The sequence below is a fragment of the Amycolatopsis sp. CA-161197 genome, assembly GCF_050942255.1.
Taxonomy (GTDB): domain Bacteria; phylum Actinomycetota; class Actinomycetes; order Mycobacteriales; family Pseudonocardiaceae; genus Amycolatopsis.
Window position 1 is genome coordinate 3,168,897 of record NZ_CP192059.1, and the last position, 21,974, is coordinate 3,190,870.

14 protein-coding genes, 1 pseudogene and 1 riboswitch are annotated in these 21,974 nt (G+C 70.5%); of the genes and pseudogenes, 7 read left to right on the forward strand and 8 right to left on the reverse strand.

What is annotated here, in order from left to right; translation table 11 throughout:
• The first annotated feature begins 80 nt into the window (after positions 1-80).
• On the forward strand, positions 81-605 hold the full coding sequence (locus tag ACQPXB_RS15205; RefSeq protein WP_432852400.1) for a GNAT family N-acetyltransferase: 525 nt from the start codon (positions 81-83) through the stop codon (positions 603-605).
• Between the two features lie 32 nt (positions 606-637).
• Here the strand turns inward: ACQPXB_RS15205 and ACQPXB_RS15210 are convergent, their stop codons facing one another.
• The 8 genes and pseudogenes from ACQPXB_RS15210 to ACQPXB_RS15245 all read right to left on the reverse strand — a co-directional run bounded on the left by ACQPXB_RS15210 (position 638) and on the right by ACQPXB_RS15245 (position 13,388).
• The gene (locus ACQPXB_RS15210) at positions 638-1,099 is read right to left on the reverse strand and encodes a peroxiredoxin (protein ID WP_432852402.1); all 462 of its coding nucleotides are present in this window, start codon (positions 1,097-1,099) and stop codon (positions 638-640) included.
• Between the two features lie 73 nt (positions 1,100-1,172).
• Complete coding sequence (locus ACQPXB_RS15215; protein ID WP_432852405.1) at positions 1,173-3,029, reverse strand: EAL domain-containing protein; 1,857 nt, start codon at positions 3,027-3,029, stop codon at positions 1,173-1,175.
• 256 nt (positions 3,030-3,285) lie between these two features.
• Positions 3,286-4,748: pseudogene (locus tag ACQPXB_RS15220) on the reverse strand (cytochrome P450).
• Positions 4,749-4,907: 159 nt separating this feature from the next.
• On the reverse strand, positions 4,908-7,163 hold the full coding sequence (gene metE, locus ACQPXB_RS15225) for a 5-methyltetrahydropteroyltriglutamate--homocysteine S-methyltransferase (protein WP_432852408.1): 2,256 nt from the start codon (positions 7,161-7,163) through the stop codon (positions 4,908-4,910).
• Between the two features lie 100 nt (positions 7,164-7,263).
• Positions 7,264-7,466: riboswitch (cobalamin riboswitch) on the reverse strand.
• Positions 7,467-7,574: 108 nt separating this feature from the next.
• Positions 7,575-8,648 (reverse strand): ribonucleotide-diphosphate reductase subunit beta, encoded by a 1,074-nt coding sequence (locus ACQPXB_RS15230; RefSeq protein ID WP_364047795.1) that lies wholly within the window; start codon positions 8,646-8,648, stop codon positions 7,575-7,577.
• Between the two features lie 72 nt (positions 8,649-8,720).
• Entirely contained in the window at positions 8,721-11,708 is a 2,988-nt protein-coding gene (locus ACQPXB_RS15235; protein ID WP_432852412.1) for a ribonucleoside-diphosphate reductase subunit alpha, read from the reverse strand.
• Between the two features lie 244 nt (positions 11,709-11,952).
• Positions 11,953-12,552 (reverse strand): acetoacetate decarboxylase family protein, encoded by a 600-nt coding sequence (locus ACQPXB_RS15240; RefSeq protein WP_432852414.1) that lies wholly within the window; start codon positions 12,550-12,552, stop codon positions 11,953-11,955.
• A complete protein-coding gene (locus tag ACQPXB_RS15245) occupies positions 12,549-13,388 on the reverse strand; it encodes an enoyl-CoA hydratase-related protein (RefSeq protein WP_432852417.1) in 840 nt (279 codons plus the stop codon). The genes ACQPXB_RS15240 and ACQPXB_RS15245 overlap by 4 nt, the downstream gene beginning before the upstream one ends.
• A gap of 181 nt (positions 13,389-13,569) precedes the next feature.
• On the opposite strand from ACQPXB_RS15245, the gene ACQPXB_RS15250 reads away from it, so the two are divergent.
• The 6 genes from ACQPXB_RS15250 to ACQPXB_RS15275 are packed head-to-tail and all read left to right on the forward strand — an operon-like array spanning position 13,570 to position 21,969.
• Complete coding sequence (locus ACQPXB_RS15250; RefSeq protein WP_366586284.1) at positions 13,570-14,361, forward strand: TIGR03084 family metal-binding protein; 792 nt, start codon at positions 13,570-13,572, stop codon at positions 14,359-14,361.
• Complete coding sequence (locus ACQPXB_RS15255; RefSeq protein WP_432852420.1) at positions 14,358-16,082, forward strand: acyclic terpene utilization AtuA family protein; 1,725 nt, start codon at positions 14,358-14,360, stop codon at positions 16,080-16,082. The genes ACQPXB_RS15250 and ACQPXB_RS15255 overlap by 4 nt, the downstream gene beginning before the upstream one ends.
• Complete coding sequence (locus ACQPXB_RS15260; protein ID WP_432856650.1) at positions 16,082-17,230, forward strand: acyl-CoA dehydrogenase family protein; 1,149 nt, start codon at positions 16,082-16,084, stop codon at positions 17,228-17,230. Before ACQPXB_RS15255 ends, ACQPXB_RS15260 begins: the two co-directional genes overlap by 1 nt.
• Positions 17,227-18,828, forward strand: coding sequence for an acyl-CoA carboxylase subunit beta (locus ACQPXB_RS15265; RefSeq protein ID WP_432852423.1), 1,602 nt, complete (start codon positions 17,227-17,229; stop codon positions 18,826-18,828). The genes ACQPXB_RS15260 and ACQPXB_RS15265 overlap by 4 nt, the downstream gene beginning before the upstream one ends.
• Before the next feature lie 10 nt (positions 18,829-18,838).
• Complete coding sequence (locus ACQPXB_RS15270) at positions 18,839-20,806, forward strand: acetyl/propionyl/methylcrotonyl-CoA carboxylase subunit alpha (protein WP_432852426.1); 1,968 nt, start codon at positions 18,839-18,841, stop codon at positions 20,804-20,806.
• Positions 20,803-21,969 carry an acyl-CoA dehydrogenase family protein gene (locus tag ACQPXB_RS15275; protein ID WP_432852429.1) on the forward strand — a complete coding sequence of 389 codons (1,167 nt, stop codon included), beginning with the start codon at positions 20,803-20,805 and terminating at the stop codon, positions 21,967-21,969. The genes ACQPXB_RS15270 and ACQPXB_RS15275 overlap by 4 nt, the downstream gene beginning before the upstream one ends.
• Positions 21,970-21,974: the final 5 nt, after the last annotated feature.

Genomic DNA, 21,974 nt, shown 5'->3' on the forward strand with positions numbered 1-21,974 from the left:
CGGACCGCGGGGCCTGCCGGAAACGGCGGGCCCCGCGTTATTTCGATGCCACCGTGGTGTTCCGGTGCCACCATGAGGACATGGACACCCTCACCGACGGCGTGGTCACCCTCAACCGCTGGCGCGCCGAAGACCTCGGCGTGCTCGTGGACACGGTCTCGGCCTCGCGCGAGCACATCGGCGCGTGGCTCGTCTGGGCCACCGACGGCTACGGCCCGGCTGAGGGTACGGAGTTCCTCACGAGCACGGCCGAACGCTGGGCGTCCGGGGAGGCCCAGGAGTACGGCATCCACACCGCCGACGGCACCCTCGCCGGCGGCTGCGGGCTGATGCGCCGCGACGACGGCCGCGAGATCGGCTACTGGCTGGCGAAGTCGTGCACCGGCCGCGGCCTGGCCACGCGCGCGACGGCCCTGCTCATCGCCGAGGCCTGGCGCCTGGGCGCGCCCCACGTCGACATCCTCCACGACGAGCTGAACACCAAGAGCGGTGCGATCCCGGCCCGGCTGGGTTTCACCTTGCACCACAAGGAAGCCGCCTCCGACGCGCTGGCCCCGGCCTGCTCGGGCAACGACTTCGTGTGGCGGATCCAGCGGCCGAGCTGACCGGCGAATCCCTTACCTGGCAAGGGAAAGCGTCAGGAGGCGTTCTTGCGCTCGCGCAGCACCTTCAACGCGCGGTCCGCGTGGGCGGTGAAGTTCAGCTCGCTCTTGATCACGTCGAGCACGCGCCGGTCGGTGTCGATGACGAAGGTGGTGCGCTTGGTGTGCAGCGGGATGAACTTGCGCCACGTGCCGAACTGCTTCGCCACGACGCCGTCCACATCGGACAGCAGCGGGTAGTCGAACCCGTTGGCGGCGGAGAACTCCCGCTGCTTCGCCACGGCGTCCGGGCTGATGCCCACGCGCTGGGCGCCCACCTCGGCGAACTCGGCCGCCAGGTCGCGGAAGTGACAGCTCTCGGCGGTGCAGCCGCTCGTCATGGCGGCGGGGTAGAAGAACAGCACGACCGGGCCGGCCGTCAGGAAGTCCGACAGTGTGCGGTCCTTGCCCTGGTCGTCGGAGAGGGTGAAGTCGGGCGCGAGGTCGCCGGTGTCCATCGGGGTCCTTTCGGGTGGGGTCCGCGAACCATGATCCTCCCCGGTGTTCGGACCTGCACCGCAGGTGGATCGGTCAGCCGGCGTGGCGCTCGATCATCTCGTCCACCTCGTCGCCCGTGGCCGAATCGGCGACGAACGCACCGCGCGCCGCGAGCACGCCGAGCTGGCGCAGGCGAGCCGCGTGCTCGGTGCTTCGCACCCCTTCGGCGCCGATGCGCAGCTTGAGCTCCTTGCCGCGCTCCACGAGCTGGCTCAGGTGCCGGACGTCGGCTTCGGTGGGGGAGTCGGCCAGGGCGTCGACGACCGGGCCGCTGAGGATCACGTGCCGCACGGGCAGGTCGAAGCGCGGGATCAGCTCGAGGTCGGCCGAGCCCGAGATCGTGAGCACGAGCTGCGCGCCGAGGTCGGCCAGCACCGTGAACGAGTCGTACACCTCTTCGTTGTCGTCGAACATCGACTGCCGGTCGACGCACAGGCGCAGCGCCTTCGCCGGAAGGTTGTGGCGGTCGAGCTGCTCCTTGACCAGCAACACGAGGTCGTCGTCGCTCGCGAGCCGTTGCGGCAGCCGGATGCAGACGTCGGGCGTGGCCTCACCGAAGCGCGTCCGCCAGCGGGCGGTGGCGGCGAGCGACTCGGCGAGCAGCCACTTGCCGAGCGGCACCGTCATGCCGGTGGTCTGCGCCAGCGGGTAGAAGTCCTCGGAGTCGAGCTCGCCCTTGTCCGGGTGGTTCCACCGCAGGCCGGCGTTCACGGCCGCGATCTCGTCGGGCTTCGCGAGCTTCACGGTCGGCTGGTAGACGAGGGAGAACTCGCCGTTCTCCAGCGCGCCGGCGATCACCGCGCCGAGCTGGTAGCGGCTGCGGTCGCGCTCGTCCTCTGCCGGGTCGAACAGCGTCCACCGCGCCTTGCCGCGCTCCTTGGCCCGGTGCAGCGCGAGCTCCGCGGCCCGCCGCAGCTCGGTGTGCCCGCCGCCGGGGCACCCGCCCACGACGATGCCGGCGCTGGCGCTCACCCCGATCCCGTGGCCGCCGAGGTACACGGCCTCGTTGAGGTCTTCGAGCGCACGCTCGACGAGGCTCACCACGTGCTGGGTCTTGAGGTCGGCGCCGCGCATCAGCACGCCGAACCCGTCGCCGGACAGGCGGGCGACGTAGCCGTCGTGGTGCCCGGTGAAGGTCGTCGACAGCTTGCTCGCGACCTCCTTGAGCACCTGGTCGCCCACGCCGGCGCCGAGGCCGTCGTTGATCACCTTGAAGCCGTCGATGTCGAGGTAGACCAGCGCGATCTCTTCGCCGCCGGGCGAGCCGAGCGCGGCCTCGACGCGGTTGGCGAACGCCTGGGAGTTGGGCAGGCCCGTGAGCGCGTCGTGCACGTTCTGGTGCAGCAGGCGCTCGCCGAGCAGGTGCAGGTCGTCGGTGTCGGCGGCCATCAGCACGGGGAAGTGCGTGTCCTGCCGGTCTCCGGGTAGCCGCGCGAGCGTGACGTTGGTGGTGATGCTGCCGTCCTGGCTGTGGTCGAGGTGCACGCCGCGTTCGGTGAGGCGGCCGATCTCCGTGGTGGCCAGGCGCTCGAGGCAGGCGCGGATGCGGGTGGCGTCGTGGTCGGTCGCGGCCAGGTCGGCGAGGTGCTTGCCGTGGAGGCGGCTCTGGGTCGAGCTGAGCAGCTTGGCCAGCGCGGCGTTGGCCTCCATGATCACGCCGGACGGGTCGGCGAGCGCGATCCCGATCGGGGCGGTGGAAAAGAGCGTGGTGAAGCGCAGGACGGCGCCTTCGTACGCGGGCGTCGCGACGTCGGCGACCTCCTGGGCGAAGGACAGCAGGAGACGTTCCAGTTCCGCGGGCGGAAGCGTTACTCCTTTCGTGTCGGTCAGCGTCGTCGCGAACTTGCGCGCGACGTCGACCAACCCTGGCGCGGCACCAGGCTCAGGCACACTCCACCTCTTCATGCGCGGACTAAAGCCAGCTCAGACCCGGCGTGAAGGTTCATGGACCCACACTAGGTATGAGCTGGCCGTGAGTGATGCCACGGCATCACGCGCGAAACGGGGTGTCTACCGGCTGAACGAGTGATGACTCCTACACAAATGGTGACATGATGTCACCTTGAGTGCTCGAACGTGTTTTTCCGGTTCGTCCGATTTTCCGTTGGTCCCGGCACAGTCGGCTCCCCGCCTCCCGCAATGACCATCAACGATATTCGAGACGCACCGGCAGTCCGTCGGCGGGGACCGGCAACGACACGTAGTCCCAGCGCGCGGTGTAGTCCTGGAGTACCGACCAGCGGAAAGTCCGCAGCATCTCGTGCATCAGCGCCTTGACCTCGAGGCTGCCGAAGTGCAGCCCGATGCACTTGTGCGCCCCGCCGCCGAAGGGCATCCACGCGAACCGGTGCGACTTGTCCTCGCGCCGCGGCTCGGCGAACCGCTCGGGGTCGAAGCGCATCGGGTCGGTCCAACACTCGGGGGTGAAGTGGTTCAGCGTCGGCGAGACGCCGACGAGCGTGCCTTCCGGGATGAAGTGACCGAGGACCTCGGTGTCCTTCGTGGTCTTGCGGGCCATCGACGGCACCGGTGCCCGCAGCCGCAGCGACTCCTTCATCACGAGGTCGAGCGTCTCGAGGCTTTCCAGCGCCTCGATGTCCGGCACGTCGTCGCCCAGCGCGAGCGACTCCGCGCGGGCGCGTTCCTGCCACTCCGGGTGCTTGGCCAGGTAGTAGGCCATGGCGCTGCTGGTGATCGTGGTGGTGTCGTGCGCCGCCATCATCAGGAAGATCATGTGGTTCACGATGTCCGCGTCGGTGAACCGGTCGCCGTCCTCGGTGGTGGCGGTGCAGAGGGCGGCGAACAGGTCGTCGCCGCCCGCGCGGCGCTTTTCCGGCAGGGTCTCTCGCCGAAGTAGCGCTCCAGCAGCCGCCGGCCGCGCAGGCCCGCGGACCAGCGGCCGCCGGGCACGGGGTAGCGCACGAGCGCCGTGCCCGCGCGCACCGTGTTCACGAACGCGCGGTTGATCCGCATCGCGTCGTCGGGTGAGCGCATGTCCATGAACACGCGCGTGGCCACGTCCAGCGTGAGCTGCTTGAGCGACCAGTACAGCCGGGGCCGCGTGCCGCCGGGCCACGCCTGGACGCCGGCGCGCAGGGCCGGGCCCATCTGCCCGACGTAACCGACGAGCCGCTCGCGCGTGAACGCGCTCTGCATGATCCGCCGGTGCAGGTGGTGCTCGCCGAAGTCGAGCAGCATGAGGCCGCGGTCGAAGAACTTCTCGATGAAGAACTTCCAGCCCTCCTGCGAGAACGCCTTGTCCTTGTTCACCAGGGCGATCTGCGTGGCCTCGGGGCCGGACAGCGACACGATCCGGCGGCCGAAGCCGCCCATCCACGAGACGGGGCCGTACTTCTCGTAGCGGCTGAAGCTGAAGTCCAGGCCGAACCGCATCATCTCCAGCGCGTGGCCCACGACCGGCGGCCCGTCGTCGCCGAGCACCGGCTTGAGGCCGCTGCCCGCGGGCGGCGGCGCGAGCTCGCGCACGGGGTAGGTGGCCGCCTGCCAGCGCTGGTCGACCGTGCGGGGCAGCGGCATCGACGTGAGCGTGGGCACGCGCTCACGCAGGCTCTCGGCGACCCTGCCGACCTTGCCGACTGCGCTCGTCATCGCGACCTGCCTTCACTGGCGGAACCCCGGTCGACCTCCACCGTGCCGCGCTGTTGACCGAATGACAATACCTTCGGCGGGCTCCATCCGGGTGGTCCTTGACGCAGCGCCGGTGCCGGGCAGTGGTTCGCGCCGCCCGGCACCGTCGCCGCGGTTTGTTCAGTCCTGCTCGGCGCGGACCTGGCGGGCCGCCGCGACGAGGTGGCGCAACGCGGGCTCCACCTCGGCGTAGCAGCGGGTCTTGAGGCCGCAGTCGGGGTTCACCCACAGCCGCCGGGCCGGCACGGCGGCGGCCGCCGTGCGCAGCAGGTCCGCGACCTCGTCGACGCCGGGCACGCGCGGTGAGTGGATGTCGTAGACGCCCGGCCCGACGCCGCGCGCGAACCCGCCGGCCGCGAGGTCGGCGAGCACCTCCATCTTCGAGCGCGCGGCTTCGATGCTGGTCACGTCGGCGTCGAGGCCGTCGATCGCGGAGAGGACCTCCCCGAACTCCGAGTAGCACATGTGCGTGTGGATCTGGGTTCCTTCGGCGACGCCGGCCGTCGCGACGCGGAACGCGCGCACCGCCCAGTCGAAGTAGGCCGAGTGCCCGGCCGCGCGCAGCGGCAGCAGCTCCCGCAGCGCCGGCTCGTCGACCTGGATCACGCGCACGCCCGCGGCTTCGAGGTCGGCCACCTCGTCGCGGATCGCGAACGCGACGTGCAGCGCGGTGTCGGCGAGCGGCTGGTCGTCGCGCACGAACGACCACGCGAGGATCGTGACCGGGCCGGTGAGCATGCCCTTGATCGGCTTGTCCGTGCGGCTCTGCGCGTACCGCGCCCACGGCACGGTCATCGGCCGCGGCCGCGAGACGTCGCCGTGGAGGATCGGCGGGCGGACGCAGCGCGAGCCGTAGGACTGCACCCAGCCGTGCTCGGTCGAGGCGAACCCGGCGAGCTGCTCGGCGAAGTACTGCACCATGTCGTTGCGCTCGGGCTCGCCGTGCACGAGCACGTCGAGGCCCAGCTCCTCCTGCAGCCGCACCACGCGGTCGATCTCGGCGTGCATCTCGGCCACGTACGCGGCTTCCTCGAGCGTGCCCGCGCGGTACGCGGCGCGCGCCTTGCGGACGTCGGTGGTCTGCGGGAACGAGCCGATCGTGGTGGTCGGCAACGGCGGCAGGCCGAGGGATTCCTGTTGCAGGGCCGCCCGTTGCTCATACGGCGCACGCACGGCGTCCTCGGGCTTCAGCGCCGCCAGGCGCTCGCGCACGGCCGCGTCCACCGGGTTCGTCGCGCGGTCTTCGACGGCCGCGCGCTCGGCAGACAGGTCCACCTGATCGCCGCGCAGCGCCCGCCCGAGCAGTACGACCTCGGCGACCTTCTGATCGGCGAACGCGAGCCAGCTCTTCAGCCGTGGGTCGAGGTTCTCGGCCTCGACGTCGTGCGGCACGTGCAGCAGCGAGCACGACGTCGACACGCTCACGTGCCGCGCGGTGCCGGCCAGCCGGGCGGCACGTTCGAGCGCACGGTCCGGGTCCGTGCGCCACACGTTGCGCCCGTCGACGACACCGGCGAGCACCTCGTTGTCGCGCAAGGCGCCTTCCTCCGCCACGGAGTCCACAAAGGACTCGTCGGTGACGAGGTCCACGGCCAGCGCGTCGATGGGGGAGCGGGCCAGCACTCCCAGCCCGCGACCGAGCCCGCCGAAGTACCCGGCGACGAGCAGCTTCGGCCGGTCTTCGGTCTTGGCCAGCACGTGGTACGCGCGGGTCAGCGCGTTGAGTTCCTTCGTGGTGCGGTCGCCGGCGAACGCCGGCTCGTCGAGCTGCACCCACTCGACGCCCTCGGCCTTCAGCGCGCACAGCAGCGCCGCGTACGCGGGCAGGAGCTCGTCGAGCAGCTCCAGCGGCTCGAACCCCGGCCGCGTCGCCTTGGCCAGCAACAGGAACGTGACCGGGCCGACGAGCACCGGTCGCGTCTCGATGCCCAGCTCCCGGGCCTCGCGCACCTCGTCGAGCGGCTTCGTGCCCGACAACGCGAAGCGCGAGTCGGGACCCAGTTCGGGCACGAGGTAGTGGTAGTTGGTGTCGAACCACTTCGTCATCTCGAGCGCCGGCTCGTCCTGCACGCCGCGCGCGGCCGCGAAGTACGTATCGAGCGGCGAGAGGCCGAGGCGGGTGAAGCGCTCCGGCAGCGCGCCGAACAGCTCGGCGGTGTCGAGCACCTGGTCGTAGTGGGAAAACGTGTTCGAGGGGACCGATTCCAGGCCGGCTTCGCGCAGCCGCGACCAGGTCCGCCCGCGCAGTTCGCGGCCGGTGGCGAGCAGTTCCGCCTCGCCGGTGGTGCCCGCCCAGTAGCGTTCCAGGGCGCGCTTCAGTTCCCGGGCCGGCCCGATGCGCGGGTACCCCAGGATCGTGGTGCCGATGGTGGTCACAGGCTCTCTCCTCGCGAGCTCGTTCGAGGCGAGCCCGGGCACGCGAGAACCGCGTCTTCGGTCAGGCCTGCTCCCACGGGGCCCGGACTCACGCACGCCGTCGGCGCACGTACCACGGGCAGGTCTTCGGACTCGTGGGCGCCGAGCTCGCGCCTACTCACCGTCGCTTCCCGGGCTCGCGCCCAGTGCTTGACCACGAAATCGTGGTGACGGCTTTCGTTCCCACTCACCGCTGCGGGGCAGTCCCGGACTCACACCGGGTTCCCTGTTGCCTCGCCAGGGTGCGGCCGCACGAAAAAAGCCCGGCCACGCCCTGGCGAACCAGTGGCGTGGCCGAGCCTAGCGGGTCGCGGCACCGGGTGGCACGACGTCCGCTGTGATCCCGGAGACCGGGATCGGTCCTGCAGTCGATCAGTCCCAGTCCAGCGCGCCGCCGGACTGGTACTCGATCACGCGGGTCTCGAAGAAGTTCTTCTCCTTCTTCAGGTCCATCGCCTCCGACATCCACGGGAACGGGTTCTCCGTCTCCCCGAAGATCGGCGCGAGGCCGATCTGCTGGGCGCGCCGGTCGGTGATGAAGTGCATGTACTGCTCGCACAGCTGCGCCGAAAGGCCGAGCATGCCGCGCGGCATGGTGTCACGCGCGTAGCGGACCTCCAGCTCGCACGCGTCGGTCAGCATCTGCCGGATCTCCGCCTGGAACTCTTCCGTCCACAGGTGCGGGTTCTCGATCTTGATCTGGTTGATGCAGTCGATGCCGAAGTTCAGGTGGATCGACTCGTCGCGCAGGATGTACTGGTACTGCTCGGCGATGCCGACCATCTTGTTGCGGCGGCCGAGCGAGAGGATCTGCGCGAAGCCGGTGTAGAACCACATGCCCTCGAAGATCACGTAGAACGCCACGAGGTCGCGCAGGAACGCCTGGTCGGCCTCCGGCGTGCCGGTCTCGAAGTCCGGGTTCTCGAGGTTCTGCGTGTACTTCAGCGCCCACGCGTCCTTCTCGGAGATGGACGGCACCTCGCGGTACATGTTGAACAGCTCGCCCTCGACCAGGCCGAGGCTTTCGCAGATGTACTGGAAGGTGTGCGTGTGCACGGCCTCCTCGAACGCCTGGCGCAGCAGGTACTGGCGGCACTCGGGGTTGGTGATCTGGCGGTACACCGCGAGCACGATGTTGTTGGCCACCAAGGACTCCGCCGTGGCGAAGAAGCCGAGGTTGCGCTTGAGCATCTGGCGCTCGTCCTCGGTCAGGCCGTCGGGCGACTTCCACAGCGCGATGTCGGCCTGCATGGCGACCTCGGTCGGCATCCAGTGGTTGTTGCACGCGGCGAGGTACTTGTCCCACGCCCAGCGGTACTTCATGGGCAGCAGCTGGTTCACGTCGGCGCGGGCATTGATCATGCGCTTGTCGTCGACGTTGATCCGGGCGGCGCCGACCTCGATCGCGCCGAGGCCGGTGGCGTCCGTGGTCTCCACGTTGGTCATCTAGAGGCTCCAAGAAAAGGCTCGTGAAGGGGTGCGGCCGGGTCTCGCCGGCCGCACCCCTTCACGAGGAGGTCACTGGCAGGCTTCGCAGTCGGGGTCGTCGATGCGGCAGGAGGCGCCTTCGGTGGCGACGAAGTCGATGTCGTCGACCTTCGGCAGCTCCTTCGGCTCGGCGGGCTTGGCGGCCGGGACCGCGGCGGGCACGGCCGCGGCGGGGCTCGCCGGCACGGCGGCCGACGGCGAGGGCAACGGTGCCGGCGAAGGAGCCGGAGCCGGCGTCGCGGCCGGAGCCGGAGCGGCGGCCGGGGCGGCCGAGACCGCGTTCAGCTTGCCGTCGGTGCCGCGCAGGGTGCTCTTCTCCACGTGCGTCGCCGACTGGGCGCGCAGGTAGTACGTGGTCTTGAGGCCCTTGTGCCACGCGTAGCGGTACAGCTCGTCGAGCTTGCGCCCGCTCGGCGCCGCGATGTAGAGATTCAGCGACTGCGCCTGGTCGATCCACTTCTGCCGGACCGAGCCGGCGTCCACGATCCACTTCGACTCGATCTCGAACGCGGTGGCGTAGAGCGCCTTCAGGTCGTCCGGCACGCGGTCGATCTGGCCGAGGCTGCCGTCGAAGTACTTCAGGTCGCTGACCATGACCTCGTCCCACAGGCCGCGGGCCTTGAGGCTCTTGACCAGGTGCGGGTTCACCACGGTGAAGTCGCCCGACATGTTCGACTTCACGTACAGGTTCTGGAACAGCGGCTCGATCGACTGGCCGACGCCGGAGATGTTTGAGATCGTCGCGGTCGGCGCGATCGCCATCACGTTGGAGTTGCGCATGCCGACCGTCTTCACGCGCTCGCGCAGCGGCGCCCAGTCCAGCGTCGTGGAGGTGTCGACGGCGAGGGCGTCGCCCTGGCGCGCGTCGATCAGCAGCTGCATCGAGTCGATCGGCAGGATGCCGCGGCTCCACAGCGAACCCTCGAACGTCTGGTATTGGCCGCGCTCCTCGGCGAGGTCGGTCGACGCCGAGATCGCGTAGTAGGACACGTGCTCCATGCTCACGTCGGCGAACTTCACCGCCTCTTCCGAGGCGAACGGCAGGCCGAGCTCGAACAGCGCGTCCTGGTAGCCCATGATGCCCAGGCCCACCGGGCGGTGGCGCAGGTTGGAGCGGCGCGCCTCCGGGATCGTGTAGAAGTTGATGTCGATCACGTTGTCGAGCATGCGGACGGCCGTGCGCACGGTCTTCTCGAGGCGGTTGGTGTCCAGGCCCTCGGGGGTGACGTGCTTGAGCAGGTTCACCGAGCCGAGGTTGCAGACCGCGACCTCGTCGATGTTGGTGTTCAGCGTGATCTCGGTGCACAGGTTCGAGGAGTGCACCACGCCGACGTGCTGCTGTGGCGAGCGCAGGTTGCACGGGTCCTTGAACGTGATCCACGGGTGGCCGGTCTCGAACAGCATCGTCAGCATGCGGCGCCACAGGTCGACGGCGCGCAGGCGGCGGAAGACCTTGATCTCGCCGCGGTCGGCGGCGGCCTCGTACTCGCGGTAGCGCTCGGCGAACGCGTTGCCGTAGAGGTCGTGCAGGTCCGGCGTTTCGTTGGGGGAGAACAGGGTCCACTGCCCGTCGGCTTCAACGCGGCGCAGGAACTCGTCCGGCACCCAGTTGGCCGTGTTCATGTCGTGCGTGCGGCGGCGGTCGTCACCGGTGTTCTTGCGCAGGTCGAGGAACTCCTCGATGTCCACGTGCCAGGTTTCGAGGTACGCGCACGCCGCGCCCTTGCGCTTGCCGCCCTGGTTCACGGCGACGGCGGTGTCGTTGGCGATCTTGAGGAACGGCACGACACCCTGCGACTGGCCGTTGGTGCCCTTGATGTGAGCGCCGAGGCCGCGGACCGGGGTCCAGTCGTTGCCGAGGCCGCCCGAGTACTTGGCCAGCAGCGCGTTGTTCTTGTACGCCTGGAAGATCGAGTCCAGGTCGTCGTCCACAGTGGTCAGGAAGCACGAGGAGAGCTGGGCGCGCGTGGTGCCCGAGTTGAACAGCGTCGGCGTGCTCGCCATGAAGTGGAACGTCGAAAGCAGCTCGTAGAACTCGATCGCGCGGGCTTCGCGGTCGTCCTCGCGGATGGCCAGACCCATGGCCACGCGCATGAAGAACGCCTGCGGCAGCTCGAAGCGTGTGCCGTTGTGGTGCTGGAAGTACCGGTCGTACAGGGTCTGCAGGCCCAGGAACCCGAAGTCCAGGTCGCGCTCGGCGGCCAGCGCCGCGGTGATCTTGTCGAGGTCGAACGTGAGCAGCTCGCCGTCGACGAGCTCCAGCTCGACCGCGCGGCGCAGGTAGGTGCGGAAGTACGCGGGGTACTCGGCGGTCATCTCGTCCTGGCTGGCCTGGCGCGGGCGCTCGGCGAGGTAGCTCAGGGCCTCTCCGCGCAGCTTGTCCAGCAGGAGCCGCGCACTCACGTACGAGTAGTTCGGCTCCTGCTCGACGAGCACGCGGGCGGCCATGATCTGCGCGAGGGCGAGCTCGTCGGCGCTGATGCCGTCGTAGAGGTTGCGCTTGGCCTCCGCCAGCACCGGCTCGGCGGACACGTCCTCGAGCCCGGCCACGGCCTCGCCCACCACGTGGGACACGCGGGCCCAGTCGAGCGGGCGCAGCGAGCCGTCGGTGCCCTTGACACTGATCGCGGCCTCGGCGGGCGCCGGCGTGGCGGCCTCGCGGGCCTTCGACCGCTCCTCGCGGTAGAGCACGTAGGCGCGGGCGACCTTGTGGTGCTCACCACGCATCAGGGCGAGCTCGACGAGGTCCTGGATCTGCTCGATGTGCAGGGCGGGCTCGGGGCCGGCGTGGCGCAGCAGGGAAGCCTCGACCTGCTCGGTCAGCTCGGCGACGACGTGGTGCACGCGCGAGGAAGCGGCCGCGTCGCCGCCCTCCACGGCGAGGAAGGCCTTGGTGAGGGCCACGCTGATCTTGCCGGCGTCGAACGGCGACACGCTGCCGTCGCGCCGGATCACGCGGACCGCGCTCGGTGCCGAGTCCGCCGACGAAGGCGGACGCTGACCGGTTTCCACTGACATGCGGGTCTCCAACAAAGTCGAAAATGGGCGCGCTTCATCGCCACACGGCCTCACAAGGCCGTGCGCTGCTGTTTCTCAAATCGGCCCGGCTGCCCTTCCTGAGCGGTCTCCCCGTCGCTGGGGGCTGCCGGTCCACAGAGACTACATCTAGGGGTTCGGGCTCGCACGTGCCCCAAGGGGTGGCGTGTCGCGGGCTCACCCTCGCGGGTTAGTCGATCACTCAGAGCGGCTGGTCGGGGGCGGTTCAGCCCCCGAAGACGAGGGTGAAGTCGCGCAGGCTCGCGCTCACGATCGGGCGACGTCCGGCCAGGAAGCCCAGCGGTCCGGCGGGGTTCACGGACCAGTCGGCGGCGGCCGCGTGCGGCTTCGCGCGCGACGTGACGGGGCTGCGCTCGAGCCGCCCGCCGAGCGTCTGCGCGACCTCGAACCGGGCGGGCAGGGCGGCCGGCAGCCCGGCGCGGCGGGAGAACGCGGCGGTGGCGATCCAGCCGTCGCCGGTGGCCGCGGTGAACTCACGGTCGCCGGTGAACTCGAGCGTCGCGAGGTCCTTCGGGATGCCCCACAGCTCGCGCCCGCCCGCGAGCGAGACCTCGCTGTCAACCCAGATGTCGGTGATCGACGCGGTGAGCCCGCCGCGCACGGCGACGGCGGCGAGCAGCTCGTGGTAGCTCAGCTGCCCGGGCGCGCGGTAGTCGATCCACGCGGTGAACACCGCGGCGTGGCCGCCGGTGGTGACGGGTTCGACGCCTTCGGGCAGTTCCGGCAGGTTGCCGGCCGGGAGCAGCCACACGGACAGCTGCGCCTGGCCCGCGAGGTGCCAGGGTTCGGGCGGGTAGGCGGTCATTCCGCGATCCAGGGCAGGTAGGGCGGCAGGTCGCGGTCGACGCGGAGCTTGAACTCCGCCGGGCGTTTCTGGAGGAACGACAGCACGCCCTCGATCGAGTCCGGGTTGGTGGCGATCCCGCCGATCAGCTTTGAGTCCACCTCGTGCACCTCGAACGGCGACGGCGCCGACGCCATCCGGTACAGCAGCTGCCGCGTCACGGCGACCGACACGGGCGCGGTGTTGGCCACGAGGTCGCGCGCGAGCTCGTAAGCCTTGTCCAGCACGGCTTCCGGCGGGTGGACGCTGTGGACGAGCCCCTTCCGCAACGCCTCCTCGGCGCCGAAGACGCGTCCGCTCACCATCCAGTCCACGGCCGTGCCCATGCCGACCAGGCGCGGCAGGAACCACGCCGATGCGCCCTCGGGGTAGATCCCGCGGCGCGTGAACACGAACCCGAACTTGGTGTCGTCGGCCGCCAGCCGGTAGTCGCACGACAGCGTGATCGTGATGCCCCCGCCCACCGCGGCGCCGCGCAAGGCGGCGATCACGGGCTTGTTCATGGTGAAGATCCGCTTGGAGCACCGCCCGGCCGGCTCCTGCCAGCCGTCGGGCGGGCCTTCGCCGTGCTCGAAGTCGAACCCGCCGGACGAGAGGTCGGCGCCGACCGAGAAGTCCTTGCCGCTGCCGGTGAGCACGACCACGCGCACGTCCTCGTCGCGGTCGGCGCGGTCCATGGCGTCGCCCAGCTCGTCGGCCATCCGCACGGTGTAGCCGTTGCGCGCCTGGGGCCGGTTCAGCTTGACCGTCGCGATCCGCTCGGCGACCTCGTAGGTGATGTCCGCGTAGGGGCTCATGGCTGGAACGGTAGGACAACGGGGTTCTACTGGCAATGTGTCAATAGTGGCTCCGACCTCGATCGAGGAAAAAACAATCAGGCGCGCTTGATTTTTCCGCGGCCGGGGTGCGAGGGTAGGCCCAGGGACGCTGCCCGCGGACGAAGACGTCCGCACTCACGCAGACGCACGGAGGCGCAGGATGGCTGATCTCGGCGTGATCCTCGGGGATCTCGCGGCCGAATCGCAGGCGATCGACGACGTGGTGGCCGGGCTGCCGGCCGAAGGGTGGGCCAGGCCGACGCCGGCGGAAGGGTGGACGGTCGCGCACCAGATCGCCCACCTGGCCTGGACGGACTCGAAGGCGCTGATCGCCGCGGCCCGGCCCGAGGAGTGGCCGGCCGAGGTCGAGCACCTGCTGAGCGTGGGGGAGAACTACGTCGACCTCGCCGCCGAGGAAGGCGCCGCGACGCCGCCGGACGAGCTGCTCGCGCAGTGGCGCGCCGGGCGGACGGCGCTGTCCGAGGCGCTGGCCGCCGTGCCGGCCGGGCAGAAGCTGCCGTGGTACGGCCCGCCGATGAGCGCCGCGTCCATGGCCACCGCGCGGATGATGGAGACGTGGGCCCACGGCCAGGACGTGTTCGACGCGCTGGGGCTCACCCGCCGGCCGACCGGCCGCCTGTGGCACATCGCGCGCTTCGGCACGCGCACGCGGGACTTCGCGTACAAGCTCAACTCGCTCGCCCCGCCGCCCGAGGAGTTCCGCGTGGAGCTGGCGTCGCCGGACGGCACGACGTGGGCGTTCGGGCCCGAGGACGCCGAGCAGCGCCTCACCGGCAGCGCCGTGGACTTCTGCCTGGTCATCACGCAGCGGCGCCACCCCGCGGACACGGACCTGGTCGCGACCGGCGCCGACGTCGAGGAGTGGCTCACCGTCGCGCAGGCCTTCGCCGGCCCGCCCGGTGCGGGCCGGAAGCCGGGGCAGTTCGCATGAGCCGTGAACCGATCCGGATCGGGAACGCGTCCGGGTTCTACGGCGACCGGTTCTCCGCCGTGCGCGAGATGCTCACCGGCGGGCCGCTCGACGTGCTCACCGGCGACTACCTCGCCGAGCTGACGATGCTCATCCTCGGGCGCGACCGCATGAAGGACCCCGAACGCGGCTACGCCAAGACCTTCCTGCGCCAGATGGAGGAGAACCTGGGGCTGGCCAAGGAAAAGGGCGTGAAGATCGTCGCCAACGCCGGTGGCCTCAACCCCGCGGGCCTGGCGACGGCGTTGCGGGAGCTGGCCGCGAAGCTCGGCGTCGACGTGCGGATCGCGCACGTCGAGGGCGACGACCTGATCGGGCGCGCCGACGAGCTCGGGTTTCGCCTGGGTGCGGGTACCCCGCAGGAACGCAGCCCGTTGACCGCCAACGCTTATCTCGGTGCGTGGGGCATCGTCGAGTGCCTGAACGCCGGTGCCGACGTGGTCGTGACCGGACGCGTCACCGACGCGTCGGTGATCGTCGGGCCCGCCGCCGCGCACTTCGGCTGGACGCGTGAGGACTACGACGCGCTGGCCGGCGCCGTCGCCGCGGGTCACGTGATCGAGTGCGGCACCCAGGCGACCGGCGGCAACTACGCGTTCTTCCGCGAGCAGCCCATCGGCGTGCCCGGGTTCCCGATCGCCGAGATCCACGCAGACGGGTCCAGCGTCATCACGAAGCACCCCGGCACGGGCGGCGTCGTGAACACCGGAACGGTCACCGCACAGCTGCTATACGAGATCACCGGCGCCCGCTACGCCAACCCCGACGTCACCACGCGCTTCGACACGCTGACGCTGGCCGAGGACGGCCCCGACCGCGTGCGCATCAGCGGCGTGACCGGCGAGGCCCCGCCGCCCACGCTCAAGGTCGCGCTGAACCGGCTCGGCGGGTTCCGCAACGAGACCACGTTCGTGCTCACCGGCCTCGACATCGAGGAGAAGGCCGCGCTCGTGCGTGAGCAGCTGGAGACGGCGCTCGAACGGAAGCCGCCCGCCGAGGTCCGCTGGACGCTCGCGCGCACCGACCACCGCGACGCCGACACCGAGGAACAGGCCAGCGCACTGCTGCACGTCGCGGTGAAGGACGCCGATCCGAAGATCGCCGGCCGCGCGTTCAGCGGCGCGGCGGTGGAGCTGGCGCTCGGGAGCTACCCCGGCTTCCACGTGACCGCTCCGCCTTCGGACGCCTCGCCGTACGGCGTGTACTCGGCGGCCTTCGTGGACGCTGCCGAGGTGCCCCACGTGGCGGTGCCGGCCGACGGTCGACGTATCGACATCGCGCCGGCCACCAAGACCCTCGCACTGACCGAAGTGGACGAACCCGCGCTGCCCGAGCCGTTGCCGGACGGGCCGGTGCGCCGCGTCCCGCTCGGGCGCGTGATCGGCGCGCGCAGCGGCGACAAGGGCGGCAGCGCCAACCTCGGCGTCTGGGTGCGCTCGGAAGAGGCGTGGCGCTGGCTCGTGCACCGGCTCACCGTCACCGAGTTCCGGCTGCTGCTGCCGGAAACCGCCCAGCTGCCGGTGAAACGGCACCTGCTGCCGAACCTGTGGGCGATGAACTTCGTGGTCGAGGACATCCTCGGGGAGGGTGTGGCCTCGCAGGCGCGGTTCGACCCGCAGGCCAAGGCGTTCGGCGAATGGCTGCGGGCGCGTGAGATCGACGTGCCGGAGGCGCTGCTGTGATCGTGGACCCGTTCGCGACGCCGGAGCGCAAACAGCTGCGGGCGACCGTGCGGCGGTTCGTCGAGAAGGAAGTGCTGCCGCACCTCGACGACTGGGAACGCGCGGGCGAGCTGCCGCGCGAGCTGCACCGCAAGGCCGGGGACCTCGGGTTGCTCGGCGTCGCGTTCCCCGAGTCGGTGGGCGGCGGCGACGGCAACTACCTCGACGCGCTCGTGGTCGCCGAGGAGATGCACTACGCCGGCGGCTCCGGTGGCCTGTTCGCGTCGCTGTTCACCTGCGGCATCGCCGTGCCGCACATCGCCGAGGCCGGCGATCCGGTGCAGGTCGAACGCTGGGTGCGCCCGACGCTCGCGGGCACGAAGATCGGTTCGCTGGCCGTCACCGAACCGGACGGCGGGTCCGACGTCGCCGGCATCCGCACCACCGCCGTGCGCGAGGGTGACGAGTACGTGGTCAACGGCGCCAAGACGTTCATCACCTCCGGCTGCCGCGCAGACTTCGTGACCACCGTCGTCCGCACGGGCGGCGAGGGTGCGCACGGCATCTCCCTGCTGGTGGTCGAACGCGGTACACCCGGGTTCACGGTGTCGCGCAAGCTGGAGAAGATGGGCTGGGCCGCCTCCGACACCGCCGAACTGTCCTACGTGGACGTCCGGGTGCCGGTGGAGAACCTCGTGGGCGCCGAGAACAGCGGGTTCGCGCAGGTGGCCACTCAGTTCGTGACCGAGCGGCTCTCGCTCGCCGCGCAGGCCTACGCCCACGCGCAGCGCGCGCTCGACCTCACGCTCGACTGGTGCCGGCTGCGCGAGACGTTCGGCCGTCCGCTCATCTCGCGGCAAGTCGTGCAGCACAAGCTCACCGAGATGGCGCGCAAGACCGACGTCGCCCGCACCTATGCGCGCCAGACCGCCGTGCGCCACGTCTCCGGCGAAGAAGTGATCGCCGAAGCCTGTTTCGCCAAGAACACCGCTGTCGAAGCCGCCGAATGGGTGGTCAACGAAGCCGTGCAGCTGCACGGCGGGCTGGGCTACATGCGCGAGTCGGAAGTGGAACGCCACTACCGCGACGTCCGCATCCTCGGCATCGGCGGCGGCTCCACCGAGATCCTCACCGGCCTGGCCGCGAAGCGATTGGGATACACCGCATGACCGCACTGAGGTCCGTTGTGGACACCCGGGCCGGCGAGTTCGCCGCCAACCGTGAGTCCATGCTCGAGAAGCTCGCCGAGATCGACGCCGAGCACGCCAAGGCCGTGGCCGGCGGCGGCGAGAAGTACGTGGAGCGCCACCGCAAGCGTGGCAAGCTCCTGGCCCGCGAACGGATCGAGCTGCTCATCGACGAGGACTCGCCGTTCCTGGAGCTCTCGCCGCTGGCCGCGTGGGGGTCGGACTACCGCGTGGGCGCGAGCGTGATCACCGGCATCGGCGTCGTCGAGGGCGTGGAGTGCCTGATCTCCGCGAGCGACCCGACGGTCAAGGGCGGCGCGAGCAATCCGTGGACGACGAAGAAGAGCTTCCGCGCGGCCGACATCGCGGCGCAGAACCGCCTGCCGGTGATCAACCTCGTCGAGTCCGGCGGGGCGGATCTGCCAACGCAGAAGGAGATCTTCATCCCGGGCGGGCGGATCTTCCGTGACATCACGCGGTCTTCGGCCGCGAAGGTACCCACCGTCGCGCTGGTCTTCGGCAACTCGACCGCCGGCGGCGCGTACCTGCCGGGCATGTCCGACTACGTGGTGATGGTCAAGGAACGCGCGAAGGTGTTCCTCGGCGGGCCGCCGCTGGTGAAGATGGCGACCGGCGAGGAGTCCGACGACGAGTCGCTGGGCGGTGCCGAGATGCACGCCCGCACCTCGGGCCTGGCCGACTACCTCGCGGCCGACGAGCAGGACGCGATCCGGCTGGGCCGCAGCATCATCAAGCGGCTCAACTGGCGCAAGCAGGGGCCCGCCCCGCAGCCGGACTACGCGGACCCGCTGTTCGACTCCGAGGACCTGCTCGGCATCGTCCCGAGCGACCTCAAGGTGCCGTTCGACCCGCGCGAGGTGATCGCGCGGGTGGTCGACGGCTCCGACTTCGACGAGTTCAAGCCGCTCTACGGGTCGAGCCTGGTCACCGGGTGGGCGAACATCCACGGCTATCCCGTCGGCATCCTCGCCAACGCGCAGGGCGTGCTCTTCAGCGAAGAGTCGCAGAAGGCCGCGCAGTTCATCCAGCTGGCCAACCAGATCGACACGCCGCTGGTCTTCCTGCACAACACCACCGGCTACATGGTCGGCAAGGAGTACGAGCAGGGCGGCATCATCAAGCACGGCGCGATGATGATCAACGCGGTGTCGAACTCGAAGGTGCCGCACCTGTCCGTCCTCATGGGATCGTCCTACGGCGCCGGGCACTACGGCATGTGCGGACGCGCCTACGACCCGCGGTTCCTGTTCGCCTGGCCGAGCGCGAAGTCGGCGGTGATGGGCCCGGCGCAGCTGGCCGGCGTGCTGTCCATTGTGGCTCGTGCCGCGGCCGCGAGCCGCGGGCAGGACTACAGCGAGGAGAACGACGCGGCGATGCGGGCCATGGTCGAGAACCAGATCGAGGCCGAGTCGATGCCGATGTTCCTCTCGGGCATGCTCTACGACGACGGCATCATCGACCCGCGCGACACCCGCACGGTGCTCGGCCTGAGCCTGTCGGCGATCCACAACGGACCAGTGAAGGGCGCCGAGGGTGGCTTCGGCGTCTTCCGGATGTAGGGGTGCAGTCGTGATCCACAACCTGCTGGTCGCCAACCGGGGCGAGATCGCCCGCCGGGTGTTCCGCAGCTGCCGCGACGCGGGCATCGGCACGACGGCCGTGTTCTCCGACGCCGACGCGGCCGCCCCGCACACGCGCGAGGCCGACGTCGCGGTCCGCCTGCCGGGCGACGCACCCGGCGACACCTACCTGCGTGCGGAGCTGATCGTGAAGGCCGCGGCCGACGCGGGCGCCGACGCCGTGCACCCGGGTTACGGGTTCCTGTCGGAGAACGCCGCGTTCGCGCGGGCCGTGCTCGACGCCGGCCTCACGTGGGTCGGCCCGCCGCCCGCGGCGATCGAGACGATGGGCTCCAAAGTGGAGTCGAAGCGGATCATGGCCGCCGCCGGTGTACCGGTGCTGTCCGAACTGGACCCGGCTTCGGTGACGGACGCCGATCTGCCGTTGCTGGTCAAGGCATCCGCTGGTGGCGGTGGCCGCGGCATGCGCGTGGTCCGGGAGCTCGGCGAGCTCGCCGAGGCCGTCGAGAGCGCCCGGGCCGAGGCCGGGTCCGCGTTCGGCGACCCGACGGTGTTCTGCGAGCGGTACCTCGAGACGGGTCGCCACATCGAGGTGCAGGTGCTCGCCGACAGCCACGGCACGGTGTGGGCGGTGGGGGAGCGCGAGTGCTCGATCCAGCGCCGGCACCAGAAGGTGGTGGAGGAAGCCCCGTCGCCGTTCGTCGACGAAGCCATGCGCGCGGAACTGTTCGACGCGGCGCGCAAGGCCGCGCACGCCATCGACTACGTCGGCGCCGGCACGGTCGAGTTCCTCGCCGGGCCGGACGGGCGGTTCTACTTCCTCGAGATGAACACCCGTCTGCAGGTCGAGCACCCGGTGACCGAGAACGTCACCGGCCTCGACCTCGTGGCGCTGCAGCTCTCCGTCGCCCAGGGCGCGAAGCTGCCGCCGGAACCGCCCGCGCCGCAAGGGCATTCGATCGAGGTCCGGCTCTACGCCGAAGACCCGGCCGCGGGCTGGCAGCCGCAGAGCGGCACGCTGCACACTTTCGACGTGCCGGGCGTCGACCGCGAGTTCACGCACGGCGCCGGGCTGCGGCTCGACTCCGGCGTGGAGAGCGGGTCCGTCGTCGGCGTGCACTACGACCCCATGCTCGCGAAGGTGATCACGTGGGCGCCGACCCGTGACGAGGCCGCCCGCCGGCTCGCCACCGCGCTGGCCGGCGCGAAGATCCACGGTGTGGTGACCAACCGCGACCTGCTCGTGAACATCCTGCGCCACAACGCGTTCCTGGCGGGCGAGACCGACACGGCGTTCTTCGACCGCCACGGCCTCGACACCCTGGCGAAACCGCTGGTCGGCGGCGACGCGGAGAAGCTCTCCGCCCTCGCCGCCGCACTGGCCGACGCCGCCGGCAATCGCGCGGCCGCGACCACGCTGGGCCGCCTGCCCAGCGGGTGGCGCAACGTGCGTTCGGCGAGCCAGCGCAAGGTGTTCACGCGCGGCGACACGACCCACGAGGTCCGGTACTCGCTCGCGCGAGACGGACTGCAAGCCGAGGGGTTCGACGACGTGCGGCTGGTCTCGGCGGAGCCGGGCCGGGTGGTGCTCGACGTGGCCGGGCTGCGGCGCACGTTCACCGTCGCGCGTAACGGCGGACAGTCCTTTGTGGACTCCGCACTCGGTGCGGTGACGTTCACGGCTGAGCCGCGGTTCGCAGACCCCTCGGCGGCGCTGGCGGCGGGCTCGCTCGTCGCGCCGATGCCGGGCACGGTCGTGCGGCTCGCGGTGGGCGTGGGCGACGCCGTGGCGGCGGGGGATCCGCTGCTGTGGCTGGAGGCGATGAAGATGGAACACCGGATCGCGGCCCCCGCCGACGGCGTGGTCACCGAGCTGCCGGTGGAGGTCGGGTTGCAGGTCGAGGTCGGCACGATTCTGGCTGTGGTGGGAGAAGCTGTGGTGGGAGAGCAAGCATGAACGCGATGAACTTCGTCGAGCCCGAGGAGCGCGTGGCGCTGCGCAAGGCGGCCTCGGAACTGGCGCGCAAGTACGGGCACGAGTACTACTCCAAGAAGGCCCGCTCGGGCGAGAAGACCCACGAGCTGTGGGACGAGGCCGGCCGGCTCGGCTACCTCGGCGTGAACCTGCCCGAGGAGTACGGCGGCGGGGGAGCGGGCATCGCCGATCTCGCCGCGGTGCTGGAGGAGTTCGCGGCCGCCGGCTCGCCGTTGCTGCTCATGGTCGTCTCGCCGGCGATCTGCGGCACGGTGATCTCGCGCTTCGGCACGGACGAGCAGAAGAAGCAATGGCTGCCGGGGCTTTCCGACGGCAGCAAGAAGATGGTCTTCGCCATCACCGAGCCCGACGCCGGGTCCAACTCGCACAAGATCACCACCACCGCGCGCCGCGACGGCAGCGACTGGGTCCTGAGTGGACGGAAGGTGTTCATCTCCGGCGTCGACGAGGCCGACGCGGTGCTCGTGGTCGGCCGTACGGAGGACGCGAAGACGGGCCGCCTCAAGCCGGCGCTCTACATCGTCCCGACCGACACGCCGGGCTTCGAGTTCAAGCAGATCGAAATGGACCTGGTCTCGCCGGAGAAACAGTTCGGGCTGTTCCTCGACGACGTCCACCTGCCGGCCGAAGCGCTGGTGGGGGAGGAGGACGCGGCGATCGCGCAGTTGTTCGCCGGGCTGAACCCCGAACGCATCATGGGCGCGTCGTTCTCGCTCGGCACCGCGCGCTACGCGCTCGACAAGGCCGTGGCGTACGCCAACGAGCGCCGGGTGTGGGGCGCGCCGATCGGCTCGCACCAGGGGCTGGCGCACCCGCTGGCGCAGATCAAGATCGAGCTGGAGCTGGCGAAGCTGATGACGCAGAAGGCGGCTTCGCTCTACGACTCCGGCGACGACTTCGCGTCGGGCGAGTCGGCCAACATGGCCAAGTACGCCGCCGCGGAGGCCGCGATCAAGGCCGTGGACCAGGCGGTGCAGACCCACGGCGGCAACGGGCTCGCGACCGAGTACGGCCTCGGCACGCTCGTGACCGCGGTGCGGCTGGGGCGGATCGCGCCGGTGAGCCGCGAGATGGTGCTCAACTTCGTCGGGCAGCACAGCCTCGGGCTGCCGAAGTCCTACTAGGAGTG